The organism is Tabrizicola sp. M-4, assembly GCF_051132405.1.
Classification (GTDB): domain Bacteria; phylum Pseudomonadota; class Alphaproteobacteria; order Rhodobacterales; family Rhodobacteraceae; genus Paragemmobacter.
The window spans coordinates 12,782-30,864 of the sequence record NZ_CP128606.1 but is presented as its reverse complement, the minus strand read 5'-3'; the positions used below and the strand labels follow the sequence as shown (position 1 = coordinate 30,864).

The window sequence follows — 18,083 nt, the reverse complement described above, 5'->3', positions numbered from 1 at the left end:
ATCACTTCACTAGGTAAGGGCGGCCACGGCGGGATTCCGAGGGGCGAAGGTCGTCGGATGCGGGGAAATCGCCCATCAGGACGGGCTGCATCCCCTGATTGCGCAGGTTCTGCAGGAACTGGCCGAAACCGGCAAGGTCGGTCATGCGCGGGGCTTCGGTCAGGCGGCGCAGGGAGCGGGGACTGATCTCGTCGACGATGGTTTGAAGGGGTTCCATCGGGTTTTCGATGAATTCCGAAAGAGTCCAGATGCGGATGCGGGCCTTGGCCGCGCCGTGGCGCAGGACGGAAAGCTGTTCAAGTTCGATCTTCTGCAGGCGCGCGGCTTCGCGGCGGATGTCGGCGAAGTTGCGGTTCGACTTGAAGAGAGGGATGGCCCAAGCACCTGATATCACTGATATCTGGGCGTTGCTGTCCAGCGTCATGAACCAGTTGAGTTCCTGATTGTCGGCGGGGCCGAATTGGAAGCACTGGCGTTCGCCCCGCGTGGCCCAGATCAGGTTGGCGAGGAAGGATTTGGGGTTGTAGTCGCGCAGCGCCGCACTGTCGGAAATCGCGCCGTTGAAGACCGCCTCGCCGCCCGCGAATTCCACCCTGTCGGGGGCAAAGAGGTGGCCATGCACGCGGCTGCCGGTGACCTTGCCCAGCCAGCCCTCGAAGCTTTCGAAGACGTCGGAGAAGCCTTGCAGGACGGAATAGGGGGCGGCGGTGCGGCCATTCTCCCAATTCTCGTTCGGAAAGCGGCTTTGCATGTAGAGGCCGGGCCGCCCCTTGACCCGCCGTTCGACCGCCTTGGAGAACAGCCTGTCGATCTTGCCGGGGTTCGGTTCGCCGCCGGCCTGCCCTTCGGCATCGTCGGAGAGGAAGGTGGAATAGAGCTTGTTGGCATTGGGCCAGATCTTGCGCGCGACGAAACAGTCGGATCGCCGCAGGAGTTGCAGGTGATCGTCGTAGAAGATGTGCGGCTTGCCCTGATAGTCGAACTTGGACAGCGTCAGCGAGCGGCTTTCGACATTGGCCGAGACCTGACGCACGAGCGTCTGGAAATAGCTTTCGTCGGGGATCCAGACGCGCCGGAAATAGCGGTCGTAGACCGGGCGTTCGGGGCCTTCGAGGATGGCGGAAAGCGTCTGGCGGGTGAGGCACCACCACTGACTGCCCAGATGTGGGACTATCCCGTTCGGAACCGTACGTTTGAAGCCCACCGCGCGCTGCAATTTGACGTAACGGTCGAACAGCCAGCGCTGTTTGCGCCACGAGAAGGGGAAGCGCAGGGTGAAGCGTTCCATGTTCAAACCACCGATCGTCCAGCCCACCTCTTCGGTGGTGACGGATTCGATGAAATCGGTGCGTGGGCGTTGATCCAGATAGGCGATGAGTTCCGAGACAGGCCGCAAGGGCAGGCAGGAGCCGGAGGCCAGATAGACATGCCGGACCGAGGGGAAATCGGCCAGCATCACCTCGGCCGCGGACTGCGTGGCGGCCACGATGCCCCATGTGCCCCATTCGCAGGAAAAGCGTTCGGAGAAGCGGACATTGGTCAAGTCGGCAAGATCGGCCTGCAGTTTTTCAACGCTCCAGTTCTGAACGCGCTTGTCGACATGGATCACCACCGGGCAGCCGCGTTCCGCCCAGTGACGCGCGGTATCCGCCGCACGGTGCAGCGCAGTGTGGCACAGCATGACGAAGCCGAGCGTTCCGTTCGGGGCTGGCTGGTTCATGCCCAGTTCCCCTTGGACATGAGGCCCAGAATCTCCAACTGGCGCCAGTTGATGTATTTTTCCGACCATTTGCACCAGAGATCGGGATGGGCTTTCATCCCATCGCGATAGGCGCGGTATTCGGCGCTGTTGGCATAGTGCTGGCCACGCCTGAGTTCCTCTTCGGCCTTGGCGGCGAAGGTGTCGAGGAATTTGGCGTGCAGCAGGCAACCGGAGGCCTTTTCGCCCCCCCATTCATCATAGACGAGGTTCAGCCCGCGCGGCAGGAGCATGTGCGTCGAGCTGAGATAGGCGTAGGCGCGGTTCCATTTCACCAACGGGATCTTGTTCAGCGCGGGCGCAGCCTTCGGATCGTCATTGAAGAAGACCCGCGCGCGGGGGCCACCCTGAATCCAGAGGTTGCCATTGCCGGGGTTGCGCTTGACGGAATAATTCGCGCTGTCGAACCATTGCGCGATCTCGAACGGGTCCTGCCCTTCGCGGTAGGGCTGCGCGTCCATCGGACCCTTGGGATACATGTCGAGGATCATGGCCGAGAAGGACCGGATTCCAGAGGTATCCAGCCAGTCGGTTAATGCGCGGAGGGGGCGCGTTTCGCAGAAGGGGTAGACGAGGAATTCGTCGGGATCGACGACGAGTGTCCAATGGCCGTGGCAATACTTGCGCTGCAGCGCGGTGATCCAGTCCATCCCGAAGCGGGAGGCGCGATAGCTGGCTTCCGTCGTCCAGAGGGAGACGTCGGGTTGCTGCTGCAGGTATTCGCGCGATCCGTCATCGGAGCCGTTATCGACGATGAGGAAGTGGTTCACGCCGAGGTCGCGGTAGTAGCGCAGGAAATAAGGCAGGCGGATGCGTTCGTTGCGCAGGGTGGACAGCAGAAGGATGGAGTCGCTGCGGATGGCGCCCGTGCGGTTGACCACGGTCCTCATCTGCCCACGCATGAGGGCGGCACGCAGGTGCAGGCTCCTGCGGCGCAGCCTCAGCCGATATGCCCCGACAATCCCCACCTGCTCCGCCTGCTCCCGACACCGACGGTCACTGCCATGACCGTGTTACGCCCAACTGAATTGCCCCGGCACTTGTGGGTGATGCGCCGCAGCCAGCATATCCCCTGTTGCGTGAAAGATTAGTATCTGTCGCAGGGCAAGTAAACATTTGCTGGACAAGCGTTTAACAACCCGGCGCGAAGTCCCGAAAATCCGACCGGTCAAATCCACCCCCCGCGCGACATGAGGCCGAGCGATTCAAGCGCGCGCCATGTGGTGAGGCGGCGGGAGGCCGTCGACCAGAGGTCGGGATTTTCGGTCAGCGCCTCGTAATAGCGGTCATATTGCCGGGAATTCGAGAAATGCTCGCCCCGCGCCTGTTCGACGCGTGCGCGGTCCACCACTGTGTCGAGGAATTTGGTGTGCAGCAGGAGGCCCGAAGGTGCCTCGGCCCCCGTTGTGTCGTAGATGCGGTTCAGGCGGGGCGGCAGCAGGGAGTGCGTGGAGTTCACATAGGCGTATCGCCAGTGCCATTTCACCAGCGGAACCTTGTTCAGCGTGGGGGCGCGGCGCGGTTCTTCGGCGAAAAATGCGCGGGCACGGGGGCCGCCTTGAATCCAGAGATTGCCCATCGGCTGCTGGATGCGGATGCCGTAATTCGCGGCGTCAAACCATTGCAGGGTTTCAAGGGGATCATCCCCTGCGCGATAGGGGTGATCACCGACCGGGCCCTTCGGATAGAGGTCCAGCATCATCGCGCCCAGCATCGGCCGCCCCTCGCGATCCAGCCAATGGGTGAGGGCCGGAAGATCGCGGCTGTCCCAATAGGGATAGATCAGCAGTTCATCGGCATCCACCGTCAGGCACCAATGGCCGTGACCATGCCGCATCTGCAGCCATGTCAACCAGTCCACCCCGAAGCGTGACGCCTTGTAGGAGGCGCGGGTGGACCAGAGCGACACGTCGGGCTGCAGGGCCAGATAGTCGGCCGAACCATCGTCGCTGTCATTGTCGACAATCAGGAAATGCGCCACGCCAAGGCGGCGGTGGTGATCAAGGAACCATGGCAGGCGGACGGCCTCGTTCCTGATGGTGGAAAAGGCGAGGATGTCGTCCTTGCGGATGGCGGCCGTGCGGTCGCTGCGTGCCGTCAGCTCGTGCCGTCGCGAAAGGGCGCGTGCCAAAAGCCTGCGCCGTTTCCAGCGCAGGCGATAGGCGGACCAGAGATCGGAGGGACCGGGGGTCACCCTGCCCGGACCGGCGTTATTGCGCGGCCCGTTGCAGGGCGATCATGTCGTTCAGATAGGCCGAGAATTCGTCGCGCAGATCGGGGCGCGAGAGGCCGAAGGCGACGGTCGCCTGCAGGAAGCCCGCCTTGGAGCCGCAGTCATAGCGCTGACCCCGGAAGCGGTAACCATAGACGCCACCCGCACCCACTTCCTGGGCGATGGCATCGGTCAACTGGATTTCGCCACCCGCGCCCTGCTTGACCTTGTTGAGGTTGGTCAGGACCTGCGGCGAAAGGATGTAGCGCCCGATCACGGCAAGGTTCGACGGTGCGGTGCCCAGCGGGGGCTTTTCGACCATGCCCTTGGCCTTGACGATGGAGCCCATGTCATCCTCGATGTCGAGGACGCCGTAGGATTTCGTCTTTTCCGGCGCGACTTCCATCGCGGCGACCATGTTGCCGCCCGTTTTCTCATAGGCCTCCACCATCTGCTGAAGGCAGGGGGTTTCGGCGGCGATCACGTCATCGGGCAGAAGGACGGCGAAGGGTTCATTGCCGATCAGGCGGCGCGCGCACCAGACGGCGTGGCCAAGGCCCATCGGGCGGTTCTGGCGGATATAGGCAATGGCGCCCGAATCCATGTTGGTTTCCTTGAGAACCTCGAGAAGGTCCTCCTTGCCACCCTTGCGCAGCGCACTTTCCAGTTCGGGCGCGTGGTCGAAGTAATCTTCCAGCGCGGATTTTCCGCGCGACGTCACGAAGATGAACTCCTTGATCCCGGCGGCGCGGGCCTCATCGATGGCGTATTGGATCAGCGGTCGGTCGACCAGCGTCATGATCTCTTTCGGGATCGACTTCGTGGCCGGCAGGAAGCGCGTCCCGAGTCCTGCCACGGGGAATACTGCCTTCGTGACCTTTTTGGCTTTCATCTTCTACACCCAATTCTGCCCCCGACCGGCGGGGATTCGACCCTATCACTCGTCCGGCTACCATGATTAGCACATGCGGCAGGATCACGGCAGAATAACAGCGTTTTCCTGAATACGGAAACAACGGAAACCGGGCTAATGCGGGAAGAGATCGACCGCAAGCGCCGCGTGGTCAGTTTTGCGGGACCGGCATGGATCAGCCCATCGCGGCCATCATCGCCTCGATCACAGGGACATCCGTGGGGTTGTTCAGTTCCCAGAATTGGCGCCCACGGGCGTTGACCTCGACGCAGAGAACGGACCTGCCGTTTTCAAGGAAGCGAAGCTGTTCGAGGCCCTCCAGACGTTCCAGAGGCCCCATTTCCCAGCCCGGATAAGCCGCAAGGGCGGCGGGGCGATAGGCGTAGACGCCGACATGGTGGAACACGGGCGTGGCTTCGCCATCGGCATAGACTTGACCGGTATAGGGGATGACTTCCTTCGAGAAGTAGAGCGCCCGACCCCCGGCACCGAAGACGGCGGTGGTGCCGCCGACGCGGCCGTGACGGCGATCTTCCAAAAGTTTGGCCAGCATCGCGCCTTCGCAGCGCAGGACAGGGGTCGCGACTTCGGCCTGTGGATTGGAACGCAATCCGGCAACAAGGTCTTCGACGAACCATGCGGGCGTGAGGGGGGCGTCGCCCTGAAGGTTCACCACGATGTCGAAGCCCGGCAGTTGCGCCACCACCTCGGCGCAGCGTTCGGTGCCGTTCTGGCAGTCGGAGGAGGTCATCACCACCTCGGCCCCGAAGGAGAGCGCATGGTCGGCGATGCGATCGTCATCGGTGGCGACGACCACGCGGTCGGCGCCCTTGACCGCCATCGCTGCCTCCCACGAACGGCGGATGAGCGTCTTGCGCCCGTCGGGGCCGTTGAGTTCCACCAGTGGTTTGCCGGGATAGCGGGTGGAGGCGTAACGGGCAGGAATTGCGATGAGGACGGTCATTCAGCAGGCTCCAGCGTGAAGATGCCCCCTTCGAAGGGCAGGAAGGCGGCGTCGCGCCCATCTGTCGTGACGAAGGGATAAAGGATGCGGCGGGCAACGGGGTCACCATCGCCTTCGCAGGTGATGCGATGGACGAAGATTTCGGAAGCTTGCGCGAAGCGCGGATCATCGAGCGTCGCGAAGGCCGCGAATTCCGGGTTGGCGAAGAATTCTTCGGGTGCGTAGGTGGTGTAGGACATCGACTGTCCCGCGAAATCGCAGGCGTAGAAGGCACCTTCGGAAAACCCGCCCTCGAAATACTGGGTGGCGCCTTGCAATGACTCGGGATCAACGAACCAAGCTTCTCCGGTGAAATCCGCAACGACCCATGTGGTTTCGACGAAATCGGCATGGGCTTGCGTGGCGAGAAGCGCCAAGACGATGGGAAGGGTGCGTGTGAGCATCATTTCTGGAGCTGCACGCCGGGGGCGAAGGCTATGAAGAAGGGGTTGTCCCAGCCGGGCTTGCCATAGGTCAGCGGTTCGTGGGTGTCGAAGCGGACGACCTGCCCGCCCGCCCCGCGCAGGACGGCGTCACCCGCCGCCGTGTCCCATTCCATCGTGCGACCAAGTCGGGGGTAGAGGTCGGCCTCGCCGGTGGCGACAAGGCAGAACTTCAGGCTGGACCCTGCGCTTTTGGAATCCGCCACGGAATACTTGTTGATGTAGTCATCTGTCGCCTGATCGCGGTGGGATTTGGAGGCGACGACCATGAGGGCCGTGTTATCCGGGCTTGAGACGCGGATCGCCCGTGTCTCGCCGATGCGATCCTTGTCGAAGGGGCCGATCTCTTCGACCGCGCTGCCATCGGCCAGGGTGTAGAAGAGACGGTTCTTCGCGGGGGCATAGACCACGCCGCGCAGGGGAACACCGTCCTCGACATAGGCGATGTTCACGGTGAAATCGCCACGGCGCTGCACGAATTCCTTGGTGCCATCCAGCGGATCGACAATGAGGAAGGTGCGGGCGGAAAGGGCGTGGCTGTCGGCCTGTTCTTCGGTGATCAGGGGAAGATCGGGGAAAGCCGCGCGCAGGCCTGCGGAGATAAGCGCATCCGCCGCCTCGTCGGCCTCGGTCACCGGCGAGGCGTCGGATTTCGCCTTCACCTCGAAATCGGGGCTTTCGTAGATTTCGAGGATTTTATCCCCGGCCTCCAGTGCGAGGCGGCGGATGACGGGGATAAGGGTGGCGAATTGCATCGGTGACCTCGGATCGGTGCGGGAAAGGGTGCCCGCTGTTGAACTGTTTACATGGCCCGCTTATCATCCGTTGATAGAACAAGGGCAAGATTTCCCGGCAGGTCCGGCCGGATGTCGGTTTTCGGACCAGAGTGCGAGGAACACAGGCGTGCGGCTGCGGGCAGAGGTCAAGCGATCAAGGGCGCGGACAGCGTTCGGCATGCTGGAACTGGTGTTCCACGGCGCGGTTCACAATGTGCGCAAGACCCATACGAGCGCAGTGATCGGGCTTGTCCTCAATCTGGTGCAGTCTGCGCTGATGGTGGCGGGTTTCTACCTGATGTTCACCTTCGCGGGAGCCCGACCGCACGCGATCCGCGGGGACTATGTGCTGTTCCTCATGTCTGGCGTGTTCATGTACATGACGCATGTCAAGACGATGAACGCGGTTCTCAGGGCCGACGGTCCGACCTCGGCCATGATGAAGCATGCGCCGATGAACACACTGATCGCGGTTGCCTCGGCAGCCTTGGGCACACTTTACCTGCAGGTGTTTTCCGCAGCGATCATCCTGTACATCTATCATGCCGTGATGTCCCCTCTGACGATCGACGACCCAGTCGGGATGATGTCGATGCTTCTGCTGACATGGGGAAGCGGGATTGCCATTGGCATGATGCTGCGCGCCGCGTCGCCGTGGCAGCCCCGGTTCTTTTCCATCGTCGCGATGATCTACACCCGGATCAACATGATCGCTTCGGGCAAGATGTTCGTGGCAAATGCGATGCCGACGGCGGTGCTGGCCTTTTTCGACTGGAACCCGCTGTTCCACACCATCGATCAGGGTCGGGGGTTCATCTTCCTGAACTATGAGCCCCGGTATTCGAGCATCGACTATCCGATCTATGTCATGCTGGCCTGCCTGACGATCGGGCTGATCGGCGAGTATTACACCAGCAAACGGGTTTCGTTGAGCTGGACCATGGGCAAGTAATCCGCCGCAGGCGGCCCTAAGGGTCATTCGGTGGTGACGACGCGGAGGGTCAGGTTGATGCGCCCCCCACCGGGCAACAGTCGGGAAGAACGGTAGCGCAGCCTGTCGATTCCGTGCCACGCGAGACGCGCCGTACCGCCCATTTCCAGCACATCGCCAGAGCGCAGCCACAGGCTTTCCGTCGGATCGGTGCGCTGGGTGCCACCAAGGCGGAAAAGGGCATCATCACCGAGGCTGATGGAAAGGACGGGGAAGGAGAAATCGCCTTCGTCCTTGTCCTGATGCAGGCCCATTTTCGCGCCTTCGCCGTAATAGTTCACAAGGCAGCAATCGGGTTCGCGGGGAAGACCGGTAACGCCATGCCAAAGCGACAGGATGGCGGGCGGGATCGCGGGCCATGGCGCGCCGGAGGGATGGCGCGGTTCATAGCGGTAGCCGCCCCTATCCGTGATCCAGCCCAGCCGTCCCGCGGCGGTCATCCGCACGCTCATCCGACGTCCGCCGGGCGTGACCGGATCGAAGAGCGGAGCCGCCTGCACGACCTACCGCAGATCGGCCAACAACGCTTCTTGCGCGGCAGGTGCGACGAGGCCCGGAAAATACCGGAAACCACGGATTTCGATGGGCTGAGGGGGCGGGACGGTCATTCGGATTGGCCTCAAATTCAATATGGTGGAGTGCTTGCAGCCCCCCTGCGCCCCTCTTATATAGGCCTCAAGCCGGGTTACGGGCGGGCCGCCTGCCCCGGATGCACTTGGGATCGGGGCTGGATGCCTTGCAAGGGTCCAACCCCAAAACATCGCCGAAAGAAGAGGTAGCATATCATGGCCAAAGTCATCGGGATTGACCTCGGGACGACCAACTCTTGCGTTGCCATCATGGATGGTTCGCAGCCCCGCATCATCGAGAATTCGGAAGGCGCGCGCACGACGCCCTCCATCGTCGCCTTCACCGAGACCGAGCGTCTGGTGGGCCAGCCGGCGAAACGGCAGGCCGTCACCAATGCGGCGAATACCGTCTTTGCCGTGAAGCGCCTGATCGGCCGCCGCCATGACGATCCGGCGGTGACGAAGGATCAGAAGAACATCCCCTACAAGGTGGTGAATGGCGGCAACGGCGACGCATGGGTCGAAGTGCGGGGCGAGAAGTATTCGCCGTCGCAGATTTCTGCCTTCATCCTGCAGAAGATGAAGGAAACCGCCGAGTCCTATCTGGGCGAGACGGTGACACAGGCCGTCATCACGGTTCCGGCCTATTTCAACGACGCCCAGCGTCAGGCAACGAAGGACGCGGGCAAGATCGCCGGTCTGGAAGTGCTGCGGATCATCAACGAACCGACCGCCGCCGCGCTGGCCTATGGTCTGGACAAGAAGGAAACCCGCACCATCGCGGTCTATGACCTTGGCGGCGGCACCTTCGACATCACGATCCTTGAAATCGACGACGGCCTGTTCGAGGTGAAGTCCACCAACGGCGACACCTTCCTTGGCGGTGAAGACTTCGATATGCGCATCGTCAGCTATCTGGCCGACGAGTTCAAAAAGGAACATGGCGTCGACCTGACGCTGGACAAGATGGCGCTTCAGCGTCTGAAGGAAGCGGCGGAGAAAGCGAAGATCGAGCTTTCGTCGTCGCAGCAGACAGAAATCAATCAGCCGTTCATTTCGATGGACAAGAACACGGGGCAGCCGCTGCACCTCCTGGTGAAGCTGACGCGGGCGAAGCTGGAAAGCCTTGTCGACGACCTGATCAAGAAGTCGATGAAGCCCTGCGCTGCCGCGCTGAAGGATGCGGGCCTGTCCACGTCGGATATCGACGAGGTGGTTCTGGTCGGCGGCATGACGCGGATGCCCAAGGTCATCGAAGAGGTCACGAAGTTCTTCGGGAAGGAACCCCACAAGGGCGTGAACCCGGATGAAGTCGTGGCTGCAGGTGCCGCCATTCAGGCGGGCGTTCTGCAGGGTGACGTGAAGGACGTGGTCCTTCTCGACGTGACGCCGCTGAGCCTTGGCATCGAGACGCTGGGGGGGGTCTTTACCCGCCTGATCGACCGCAACACGACCATCCCGACGAAGAAGAGCCAGATCTTCTCGACCGCCGAGGACAACCAGAACGCGGTGACCATCCGCGTGTTCCAGGGCGAGCGCGAGATGGCGGCGGACAACAAGATGCTTGGCCAGTTCAATCTGGAAAACATCCCGCCCGCGCCGCGCGGCATGCCGCAGATCGAGGTGACCTTCGATATCGACGCGAACGGCATCGTGTCCGTTTCGGCGAAGGACAAGGGCACAGGCAAGTCGCAGCAGATCACCATTCAGGCGTCGGGTGGCCTCTCGGACGACGACATCGAGAAGATGATCAAGGATGCCGAGGCGAATGCCGAGGCGGACAAGGCCCGCAAGGAGCTGGTCGAAACCAAGAACCAGGGCGAAAGCCTGCTGCATTCGACGAAGAAGTCGCTGTCGGAGCATGGGGACAAGGTCGATCCGTCCACGGTGGAAGCCATCGAATTCGCCATGACGCCCTTGGAAGAGGCGCTGAAGGGTGAAGACGCGGGCAAGATCAAGGGCGCGATCCAGAACCTGACCGAAGCCGCGATGAAGCTGGGCGAGGCGATCTACAAGGCCAGCCAATCGGAAGGCGAAGGTAAGGACGAGGATGCGCCGCGGCCGGTGGATGACGACATCGTCGATGCCGACTTCGAGGATCTTGGCGAAAACAAGCGGAAGTGACACCGCGCGGATCGGAAGAGGGGGCGGTTCGGTAACGAACCGCCCCCACCCGGTTCAAAGAGGGGGTTTTGTCCCGGATGGCAAAACGTGATTACTATGAAGTCCTCGGTGTCGCGCGCGGTGCTTCGGCGGAGGAATTGAAGAAGGCCTATCGCCAGAAGGCGAAGGAGCTTCATCCCGACCGCAATGCCGACAATCCGAATGCCGAGGCGCAGTTCAAGGAAGTGAACGAGGCCTATGACGTTCTTAAGGATGCCGACAAGAAGGCAGCCTACGATCGTTTCGGTCATCAGGCATTCGAAGGCGGCATGGGCGGCGGTGGCCGAGGCGCGCAGGGTTTTGGCGGCGGCAATGCCGATTTCGCCAGTGCGTTCTCCGACGTGTTCGAAGACCTGTTCGGCGATTTCATGGGTGGCCGGGGCGGCGGTGGGCGCAGCCGGGCGCAGCGCGGATCGGATCTGCGCTACAACCTTCGCGTTTCTCTGGAAGAGGCCTATCAAGGCGTTCAGAAGACGATCAACGTCCCGAGCTCCGTTTCCTGCGACACCTGTCGAGGCACCGGGGCAGAAGGCGGTGCGGAACCCGTAACCTGCCCGACCTGTTCGGGCATGGGCAAGGTACGCGCCCAGCAGGGCTTTTTCACCGTGGAACGCACCTGCCCCACCTGCAACGGCATGGGCCAGATCGTGAAGAACCCCTGCCGGTCCTGCGGTGGCGCGGGCCGGATCGAAAAGGAACGGTCGCTTTCCGTCAACATCCCGGCCGGGGTGGAGACAGGCACCCGCATCCGGCTTGCAGGCGAGGGTGAAGCAGGGTTGCGCGGCGGGCCTTCGGGCGATCTCTATATCTTCATCGAGGTGCGCGAACATCCGATCTTCCAGCGCGATGGGGTCAACCTTTACTGCCGTATCCCGATCAGCATCACGACAGCTGCCTTGGGTGGCGAGGTCGAGGTGCCGACGATCGATGGGGGCAGAAGCCGGGTGAAGGTTCCCGCCGGAGCCCAGACGGGCAAGCAGATGCGCCTGCGGTCCAAGGGGATGCCCGCGTTGCGGGGTGCCGGGATCGGCGACATGGTGCTTGAACTGGCCGTCGAGACGCCCGTGAACCTGACCGGGCGTCAACGCGAGTTGCTGATGGAGTTCGAGAAGCTGAGCGAAGAGAACAACCCGGAAGGGAAAAGCTTCTTTTCCAAGGTGAAAGGGTTCTGGGACGGGATGAAGAGCTGATCCCTACCCTGACGGATTGTTGAAGGGTCGCCCTATTCGGGCGGCCTTTTTCATTAAGGGGCTGTTCATCCTTTGGCGTGAAGATGTGCGCATGAAACAGATGCGACACTTCTCCGAGGCGACCCTTCCGCTCTTCCCCCAAGGGGATGAGGATGAGGCCGTGATGACCGCACCGGTCACCGGACGGTTGCCCAGCTATATCGCCGACCATCGCAAGCGACTGCGTGACAGGTTCATGGAAACTGGCGGGCAGGGGGTGGCGGATTATGAACTGCTGGAACTGATCCTGTTCCGCGCCATCCCGCGGCAGGATGTAAAGCCCTTGGCGCGGCGGTTGCTGGACCGGTTCGGTGATCTGGCGCGCGTCGTATCCGCCCCCGCATCACGCCTCTTGCAGGAGCATGGGGTGGGCGAGGCCGTGGTGGCGGAACTCAAACTGCTTGAAGTCGTGGCGCAGAGGATGGCGCGATCCAAGGTCATGCAGCGACCCGTCCTGTCCTCGTGGACCGCCCTGCTGGACTACTGTCACACGGTCATGTCCCATGCCGAGCAGGAGCATTTCCGTATCCTGTTCCTGGATCGGAAGAACGTCCTGATCGCGGATGAGGAACAGGCAAAGGGCACCGTGGACCATGTCCCCGTTTACCCGCGTGAGGTCGTGAAGCGGGCGCTGGAACTGGGATCATCGGCCGTGATCCTTGTACACAACCACCCGTCGGGGGACCCGACACCTTCGGCGGCGGATATCGACATGACGCGTCAGGTCGCGCGGGCCTGTGCCGTGCTGGGCATTACGCTGCATGATCATCTGATCATCGGCAAGGATCGCGAGGTCAGTCTTCGGTCAGAGCGTCTGATCTGAGGAAATCAGGCCGCAGCCAAAGCTCTACCCGGCGGTTCAGGCGACGGCCTGCGGCGGTTTCATCGCAGGCCATGGGCAGGGCCTCGCCGAAGGCGATAACCTGCGGAAACCTGTCTTCAGCAAGATCGGGTGCCGCCTGACGCAGGGCGGAAAGAACGGTTTCCGCCCGCGTCTGCGACAGGTCGAGGTTGGCACTTGCCGCGCCGGACCCATCGGAGAAGCCGGCAAGGAACAGGCTTTCGCCCCGGAAGGAGCCTGCCAGAAGTAAGCGCGCAAGATCGGCGATATTTCCCCGCGAACTTGCATCAAGGGTGCTGGACCCATCCTCGAACCGGAACGTGAAGGAGAGGCGATCCGCGCCATCCATCACGTCGACGAGGCGCTTCAGATCGGCCAGCGTCGTTTCCTCGCCCGCCCCTTGTATGGCGTTGATCAGGCGCAGGCCATCTGCCGTCATCGGCTGCCGCACCGTGCCACGGTCGACATAGCCCTGCGCCGCGATGACCGCCTGCGCGGCGGGAAGAGAGAGAAACTCCAGAAATTCGCGCGCCATGAGGGGAAGGCGGCGGCGGGGTGTCAGCAGGTGATAGGGCAGGGAAAGCGGGTAATCCTCGGCCTTGACGGCAAGGGCCGTAGGCAGGAGCGGGAAACCGCAACTGTCGGTCAGGGTGATGGGGCGCGCCGTTCCGGCGACGGCGCGCCCGGTGACGGCGATGGCCCATGGATCACGGGCGACGGCTGCGGCAAGGGTGGCAAGGTCGGGATGCCGCTCCGTCGCGGCGATGTCACGGCCGAGACGGGCGGCAAGGGCCTGTTGCAGACCATCCTCCGCAGGCAGGCCATGCAGGACGAGCGGCATATCGGGCCCGCCCACATCGGCCCAGTTGGTGACTTCTCCGGCCAGAACGCGGGCAAGATCGGCAGAGGATATCTGTGCAACGGGATTGTCGGGGGCCACGACCGGAACGAGGGCATCCAGCGCGAGGGGGCGTTCGCCAAGGTCAGGCTCGGTGGTGGTGGACAGGATCAGTTCGGCACGCCCGGAAAGGAGGGCAGCGCGGGCCTCGGCTGCGGGCAGGGGTTGGAAGCTGAACTCTGCGAGGACCTGTTCGGTTGTTGGGTCTGTCAGCCGGGCGATGCCGTCCTCGCCGATCGCATGGTCAAGACCCCGAGAGGTAGCGAAAGCGGCGAAGAGTCGGGGGAGCAAGCTGTGCCCCGGCGCCGCCTCTCCTACGATCCGAACGGGGATGCGTGGCGCGGTCAGGTCGGGGCAACCGGGGCCATCACAGATGACGCCCTGACCATCCACCGTCAGGGGGCCGTATTCGGTTTCGATGCGGTAGAATTCGCCATCCCAGCCCTGCAGGGTGCCCGTCAGCGACAGGCCGCCATCCCGTGCCGTCAGGGTAACGTCCTGCGCCGCAGCCGAACCGCCCATGAAAAGCGCGACGAAGATCGCCGCGCCGCGCAACACCACCCGCATTAACCCTGCCCGGCCACTATTCTGTTGCGGCGAGTTTCATGTCCGGAAGCGGATTATTCAAGGCCACAAAACCATCCACCCCATCGCATTCGGGCATAGCGAGCGTCAGGTCGCTGCGGGTGATCCGGCCGGTCTCGCTGAGGATGACCTCGCCCAGGAGTTCGCGCCCGCAGGTGGTTTCGGTGACTGCGGCCTCAATCCCGACCGGAGGCGCCTCACCCTCGGGCCAGGTTGCGACCTCGGCCAGCAAGGGGACGGGACCGGTGGCCTCTCCTAGGATGAGGCGGGGCTGCTCGGTCTGCAGGGAGAAGCGGTCGTCGCCCATGCCTTGCACGACGAGGCGGTTGATCGTCGCGATGTCGGGCACGGGAGAGGCCGCGGAGATTTCCTGCCCATCCTCAAGCCGTACGGCCACCTGCCCCAGCGCGTCGAGGGCGGGGATATCCGCGAAGAAGGCACCGCTTGCAGTGGTGCGGTAGGTGACCGCAAGCCCTGCGTGCCGAAGGACGAGGGTCTGGTTGGCCGCGCAGGGCGCGGTGAGTGTGACCGAGAGGGTGGCGTCGGTCCCGGTGAAGACATCCAGACTGGCGGCGCAGCCTTCTGTTCCGCTTCCTGTCTGCATCGTGGCGGGTTGCGACCAGTTCTGTTCCGGCGTTGCTGCGGCGGGAACGAGGTCGCCATGCGGGATCTGGCGATGGTCGTAGCCGCCAAGGGGCGTGGCCGCCGCGAGACGCAGGGCAGGGCTTGTGGAGACGGAGGGGACTGGGGTCATGGCGGTGGTGGACTGCGCCGTGCCGGAGGCCATGTATTGCCCGGCCCCGAGCGCGATCAGAAGGGTTGCCCCTGCCGTCATCAGACTGCGATGGCGATTCATCGACCGACTCCTACACACTGCAACGCCTTTCCCCATGACAGGGAAAGGCGTCTTGCAAAGGGCAGGATTGTGGCAAGAACGGAAACGGTTGCCCGATCAGTCGTTTGCGCCGTGGCAATGCTTGAACCGTTCGCCCGAACCGCAGGGGCAGGCATCGTTGCGCGACGGGTTGCCCCAGGTCGCACGATCCTGCGGATCGAAGCCGGGGCGCGCGGCCATGGCACCTGCGCCGACAGCGGCCGCAACCGGCACGGCAACCTGTGCCGCAGCGGTCTTTTCGGCCTCAGCGGCCTGCACGGCGCGCTGCTGGGCAAGAAGCTGCTGCATCATCGCCTCTTGCTCTTCCTTCGTGATCGGGCGGATGAGAGCGAGTTTCTGCGTCACGTCCTGACGAAGCGAGTTCAGCATCGACTCGAACAGGGTGAATGCCTCGGTCTTGTATTCCGAGAGCGGATCGCGCTGGGCATAGCCGCGGAAGCCGACGACGGAACGCAGGTGTTCCAGTTTCAGCAGGTGTTCGCGCCACTTGCCGTCGATGGCCTGAAGCAGGACCTGCTTTTCAATGTTGCGCATCGTTTCCGCGCCGAAGGCTGCGGTCTTTTCTGCGATGGCGGCATCCGACTTCTCGGTCAGGCGTTCGCGGAGCGTTTCCTGATCGACACCTTCCTCGGCGGCCCATGCGGCAACGGGCAGGTCGAGGTTCAGTTTCTCTTTCACCGCCTGTTCCAGACCGGGGGCGTCCCATTGGTCGGCATAGGTCTTGGGCGGCATGTAGAAATCGACGAGGTCCTCGATGACTTCGTGGCGCATGTCATCGGCGATTTCGCCGATATCCTCGGCCTGCATGATTTCCAGACGCTGGCCAAAGATGACCTTGCGCTGGTCATTCATCACGTCGTCAAATTTCAGGAGTTGCTTGCGGATGTCGAAGTTGCGGCCTTCGACCTTGGCCTGCGCGCGTTCCAGCGACTTGTTGACCCAAGGGTGAACGATCGCCTCACCTTCCTTCATGCCCAATTTGGACAGGACGGAATCCAGTCGGTCGGAGCCGAAGATCCGCATCAGGTCGTCGTCGAGCGACAGGAAGAAGGAGGAACGGCCCGGATCACCCTGACGGCCGGAACGGCCGCGCAACTGATTGTCGATGCGGCGAGATTCGTGGCGTTCGGTGCCAAGGACGAAGAGGCCGCCGGCCGCGATGACCTTTGCCTTTTCCTCGGCATGTTCGGCCTCGATCCGGGCGCGGACCTCGTCGGGGTGGAGGTGAGGGTCGGCGGCGATGGCCTCCATCACCTTCATCTCGACATTGCCGCCAAGCTGGATATCGGTGCCGCGACCGGCCATGTTGGTGGCGATAGTCACAGCGCCGAAGCGGCCCGCCTCGGCGACGATCTTCGCCTCTTGTTCGTGGTGGCGGGCGTTCAGGACGTTGTGCGTGACACCCGCCGCCTTGAGCATGTTCGACAGGAGTTCGGACTTCTCGATAGAGGTCGTGCCGACGAGGATCGGTTGCCCTTTGGCGTTGGCCTCCTTGATCGTGCGGACGATGCCTTCGTATTTTTCCTTGGCGGTGCGATAGACCTGATCATGTTCGTCGACCCGCGCGACGGGGCGGTTCGTCGGAACCTCGACCACGCCGAGACGGTAGATTTCCATGAATTCCTCGGCCTCTGTCTGGGCGGTACCGGTCATGCCGGCCAGCTTTTCATAAAGGCGGAAGTAGTTCTGGAAGGTCACGGAGGCGAGCGTGACGTTCTCCGGCTGGATGTTGACGCGTTCCTTCGCCTCGATCGCCTGATGGAGGCCTTCGGACAGGCGGCGGCCACGCATCATTCGGCCGGTGAATTCGTCGATCAGCATCACTTCACCGTCGCGGACGATGTATTGCTGATCGCGGTGGAAGAGTTTGTGCGCCTTCAGCGCCTGCGTGACGTGGTGAACCAGCGTCGTGCTTTCGGGATCATAGAGCGATTGCCCCTCGGGCAGGAGGCCCGCCGCCTGCAGAAGCTGTTCGATATGTTCGTTGCCGTCTTCGGTATAGGTGACCGAGCGTGTCTTTTCGTCGATCTTGAAATCCTCTTCCCGCAGATCGGGGATCAGGGCATCGACGCGCTGATAGAGGTCGCTACGATCCTGCGAGGGGCCGGAGATGATGAGGGGCGTGCGCGCCTCGTCGATAAGGATACTGTCGACCTCGTCCACGATGGCGAAGTAATGGCCACGCTGGGCCATGTCTTCGATCGACATCTTCATGTTGTCGCGAAGGTAGTCGAAGCCGAGTTCGTTGTTCGTGGCATAGGTGATATCGCAGCGATAGGCCGCGCGCTTTTCAGCATCGGGCTGATAGGGATAGACCACGCCGCAGGTCAGGCCGAGGGTGGTGTAGACCTTGCCCATCCATTCGGCGTCGCGCTTGGCCAGATAGTCGTTGACGGTGACGACATGCACGCCGCGCCCGGTAAGGGCGTTGAGGTAGGCGGGGAAGGTGGCCATGAGGGTTTTGCCCTCGCCCGTCTTCATTTCCGAGATGTTGCCCTGATGCAGGAAGATGCCGCCCTTCAACTGCACGTCGAAAGCGCGCAGGCCCAGCGCACGGCGGGCGCCTTCGCGGCAGTTCGCGAAAGCTTCGGGCAGGATTGCGTCAAGGCTTTCGCCGCCTTCTTGCACGCGTTTCTGGAATTCGGCCGTCTTGGCCCGCAGGCCTTCGTCGCTGAGGGCGGCGAATTCGGGCTCTAGCGCGTTGATCTTTGCGACCAGCGGGCGAACCGACTTTACCTTGCGGTCGTTCGGGGTTCCGAAGACCTTCCGCGCAAGCGTTCCCAGACCCAGCATGTTTTCTCCGCCT

General features: G+C 62.7%; 14 protein-coding genes and 1 pseudogene. 4 read left to right on the top strand and 11 right to left on the bottom strand.

Annotated features, from left to right (window positions below; all coding sequences use genetic code 11):
* Nucleotide 1 precedes the first annotated feature (1 nt).
* From TabM4_RS00130 to cysQ, 7 genes are all read right to left on the bottom strand, one after another.
* A complete protein-coding gene (locus TabM4_RS00130) occupies nt 2–1,720 on the bottom strand; it encodes a DUF5927 domain-containing protein (protein WP_434616676.1) in 1,719 nt (572 codons plus the stop codon).
* Nucleotides 1,717–2,727, bottom strand: coding sequence for a glycosyltransferase family 2 protein (locus TabM4_RS00125; RefSeq protein ID WP_434616673.1), 1,011 nt, complete (start codon nt 2,725–2,727; stop codon nt 1,717–1,719). Before TabM4_RS00125 ends, TabM4_RS00130 begins: the two co-directional genes overlap by 4 nt.
* Before the next feature lie 200 nt (nt 2,728–2,927).
* The gene (locus TabM4_RS00120; protein WP_434616670.1) at nt 2,928–3,953 is read right to left on the bottom strand and encodes a glycosyltransferase family 2 protein; all 1,026 of its coding nucleotides are present in this window, start codon (nt 3,951–3,953) and stop codon (nt 2,928–2,930) included.
* A gap of 16 nt (nt 3,954–3,969) precedes the next feature.
* Nucleotides 3,970–4,863, bottom strand: coding sequence for a UTP--glucose-1-phosphate uridylyltransferase GalU (gene galU, locus TabM4_RS00115; RefSeq protein WP_434616667.1), 894 nt, complete (start codon nt 4,861–4,863; stop codon nt 3,970–3,972).
* A gap of 196 nt (nt 4,864–5,059) precedes the next feature.
* Nucleotides 5,060–5,848: a 3-deoxy-manno-octulosonate cytidylyltransferase gene (locus tag TabM4_RS00110; protein ID WP_434616664.1), complete on the bottom strand. Its 789-nt coding sequence runs from the start codon at nt 5,846–5,848 to the stop codon at nt 5,060–5,062.
* Nucleotides 5,845–6,294 (bottom strand): hypothetical protein, encoded by a 450-nt coding sequence (locus TabM4_RS00105; RefSeq protein WP_434616662.1) that lies wholly within the window; start codon nt 6,292–6,294, stop codon nt 5,845–5,847. The genes TabM4_RS00110 and TabM4_RS00105 overlap by 4 nt, the downstream gene beginning before the upstream one ends.
* Nucleotides 6,291–7,085: a 3'(2'),5'-bisphosphate nucleotidase CysQ gene (cysQ, locus tag TabM4_RS00100; protein WP_434616659.1), complete on the bottom strand. Its 795-nt coding sequence runs from the start codon at nt 7,083–7,085 to the stop codon at nt 6,291–6,293. Before cysQ ends, TabM4_RS00105 begins: the two co-directional genes overlap by 4 nt.
* A gap of 148 nt (nt 7,086–7,233) precedes the next feature.
* Between cysQ and TabM4_RS00095 the strand changes: the two genes are divergently transcribed.
* Nucleotides 7,234–8,058, top strand: a complete 825-nt coding sequence (locus TabM4_RS00095) for an ABC transporter permease (protein ID WP_434616656.1) — start codon at nt 7,234–7,236, stop codon at nt 8,056–8,058.
* 23 nt (nt 8,059–8,081) lie between these two features.
* Here TabM4_RS00095 and TabM4_RS00090 read toward each other — a convergent pair.
* Nucleotides 8,082–8,705 (bottom strand): annotated as a pseudogene (locus TabM4_RS00090) (alpha-ketoglutarate-dependent dioxygenase AlkB family protein).
* Nucleotides 8,706–8,882: 177 nt separating this feature from the next.
* On the opposite strand from TabM4_RS00090, the gene dnaK reads away from it, so the two are divergent.
* From dnaK to radC, 3 genes are all read left to right on the top strand, one after another.
* A complete protein-coding gene (dnaK, locus tag TabM4_RS00085) occupies nt 8,883–10,790 on the top strand; it encodes a molecular chaperone DnaK (protein WP_434616653.1) in 1,908 nt (635 codons plus the stop codon).
* Between the two features lie 77 nt (nt 10,791–10,867).
* Nucleotides 10,868–12,019 (top strand): molecular chaperone DnaJ, encoded by a 1,152-nt coding sequence (dnaJ, locus tag TabM4_RS00080; protein ID WP_434616650.1) that lies wholly within the window; start codon nt 10,868–10,870, stop codon nt 12,017–12,019.
* Between the two features lie 91 nt (nt 12,020–12,110).
* Complete coding sequence (gene radC, locus TabM4_RS00075) at nt 12,111–12,881, top strand: RadC family protein (RefSeq protein WP_434616648.1); 771 nt, start codon at nt 12,111–12,113, stop codon at nt 12,879–12,881.
* Here the strand turns inward: radC and TabM4_RS00070 are convergent.
* The 3 genes from TabM4_RS00070 to secA form a co-directional block, all read right to left on the bottom strand.
* Entirely contained in the window at nt 12,853–14,364 is a 1,512-nt protein-coding gene (locus TabM4_RS00070; RefSeq protein WP_434616645.1) for a substrate-binding domain-containing protein, read from the bottom strand. The two genes, radC and TabM4_RS00070, sit on opposite strands and share 29 nt — an antisense overlap.
* 16 nt (nt 14,365–14,380) lie before the next feature.
* Nucleotides 14,381–15,238 carry a hypothetical protein gene (locus TabM4_RS00065; RefSeq protein ID WP_434616642.1) on the bottom strand — a complete coding sequence of 286 codons (858 nt, stop codon included), beginning with the start codon at nt 15,236–15,238 and terminating at the stop codon, nt 14,381–14,383.
* Nucleotides 15,239–15,334: 96 nt separating this feature from the next.
* A complete protein-coding gene (secA, locus tag TabM4_RS00060) occupies nt 15,335–18,070 on the bottom strand; it encodes a preprotein translocase subunit SecA (protein ID WP_434616639.1) in 2,736 nt (911 codons plus the stop codon).
* Nucleotides 18,071–18,083: the final 13 nt, after the last annotated feature.

Excerpts from the sequence above, each read along its gene's own strand:
- TabM4_RS00110 (WP_434616664.1), bottom strand. The coding sequence starts at position 5,848 with ATGACCGTCCTCATCGCAATTCCTGCCCGTTACGCCTCCACCCGCTAT.
- secA (WP_434616639.1), bottom strand. The coding sequence starts at position 18,070 with ATGCTGGGTCTGGGAACGCTTGCGCGGAAGGTCTTCGGAACCCCGAAC.
- cysQ (WP_434616659.1), bottom strand. The coding sequence starts at position 7,085 with ATGCAATTCGCCACCCTTATCCCCGTCATCCGCCGCCTCGCACTGGAG.
- dnaK (WP_434616653.1), top strand. The coding sequence starts at position 8,883 with ATGGCCAAAGTCATCGGGATTGACCTCGGGACGACCAACTCTTGCGTT.
- TabM4_RS00065 (WP_434616642.1), bottom strand. The coding sequence starts at position 15,238 with ATGAATCGCCATCGCAGTCTGATGACGGCAGGGGCAACCCTTCTGATC.
- radC (WP_434616648.1), top strand. The coding sequence starts at position 12,111 with ATGAAACAGATGCGACACTTCTCCGAGGCGACCCTTCCGCTCTTCCCC.
- TabM4_RS00070 (WP_434616645.1), bottom strand. The coding sequence starts at position 14,364 with ATGCGGGTGGTGTTGCGCGGCGCGGCGATCTTCGTCGCGCTTTTCATG.
- TabM4_RS00105 (WP_434616662.1), bottom strand. The coding sequence starts at position 6,294 with ATGATGCTCACACGCACCCTTCCCATCGTCTTGGCGCTTCTCGCCACG.
- TabM4_RS00130 (WP_434616676.1), bottom strand. The coding sequence starts at position 1,720 with ATGAACCAGCCAGCCCCGAACGGAACGCTCGGCTTCGTCATGCTGTGC.
- galU (WP_434616667.1), bottom strand. The coding sequence starts at position 4,863 with ATGAAAGCCAAAAAGGTCACGAAGGCAGTATTCCCCGTGGCAGGACTC.
- dnaJ (WP_434616650.1), top strand. The coding sequence starts at position 10,868 with ATGGCAAAACGTGATTACTATGAAGTCCTCGGTGTCGCGCGCGGTGCT.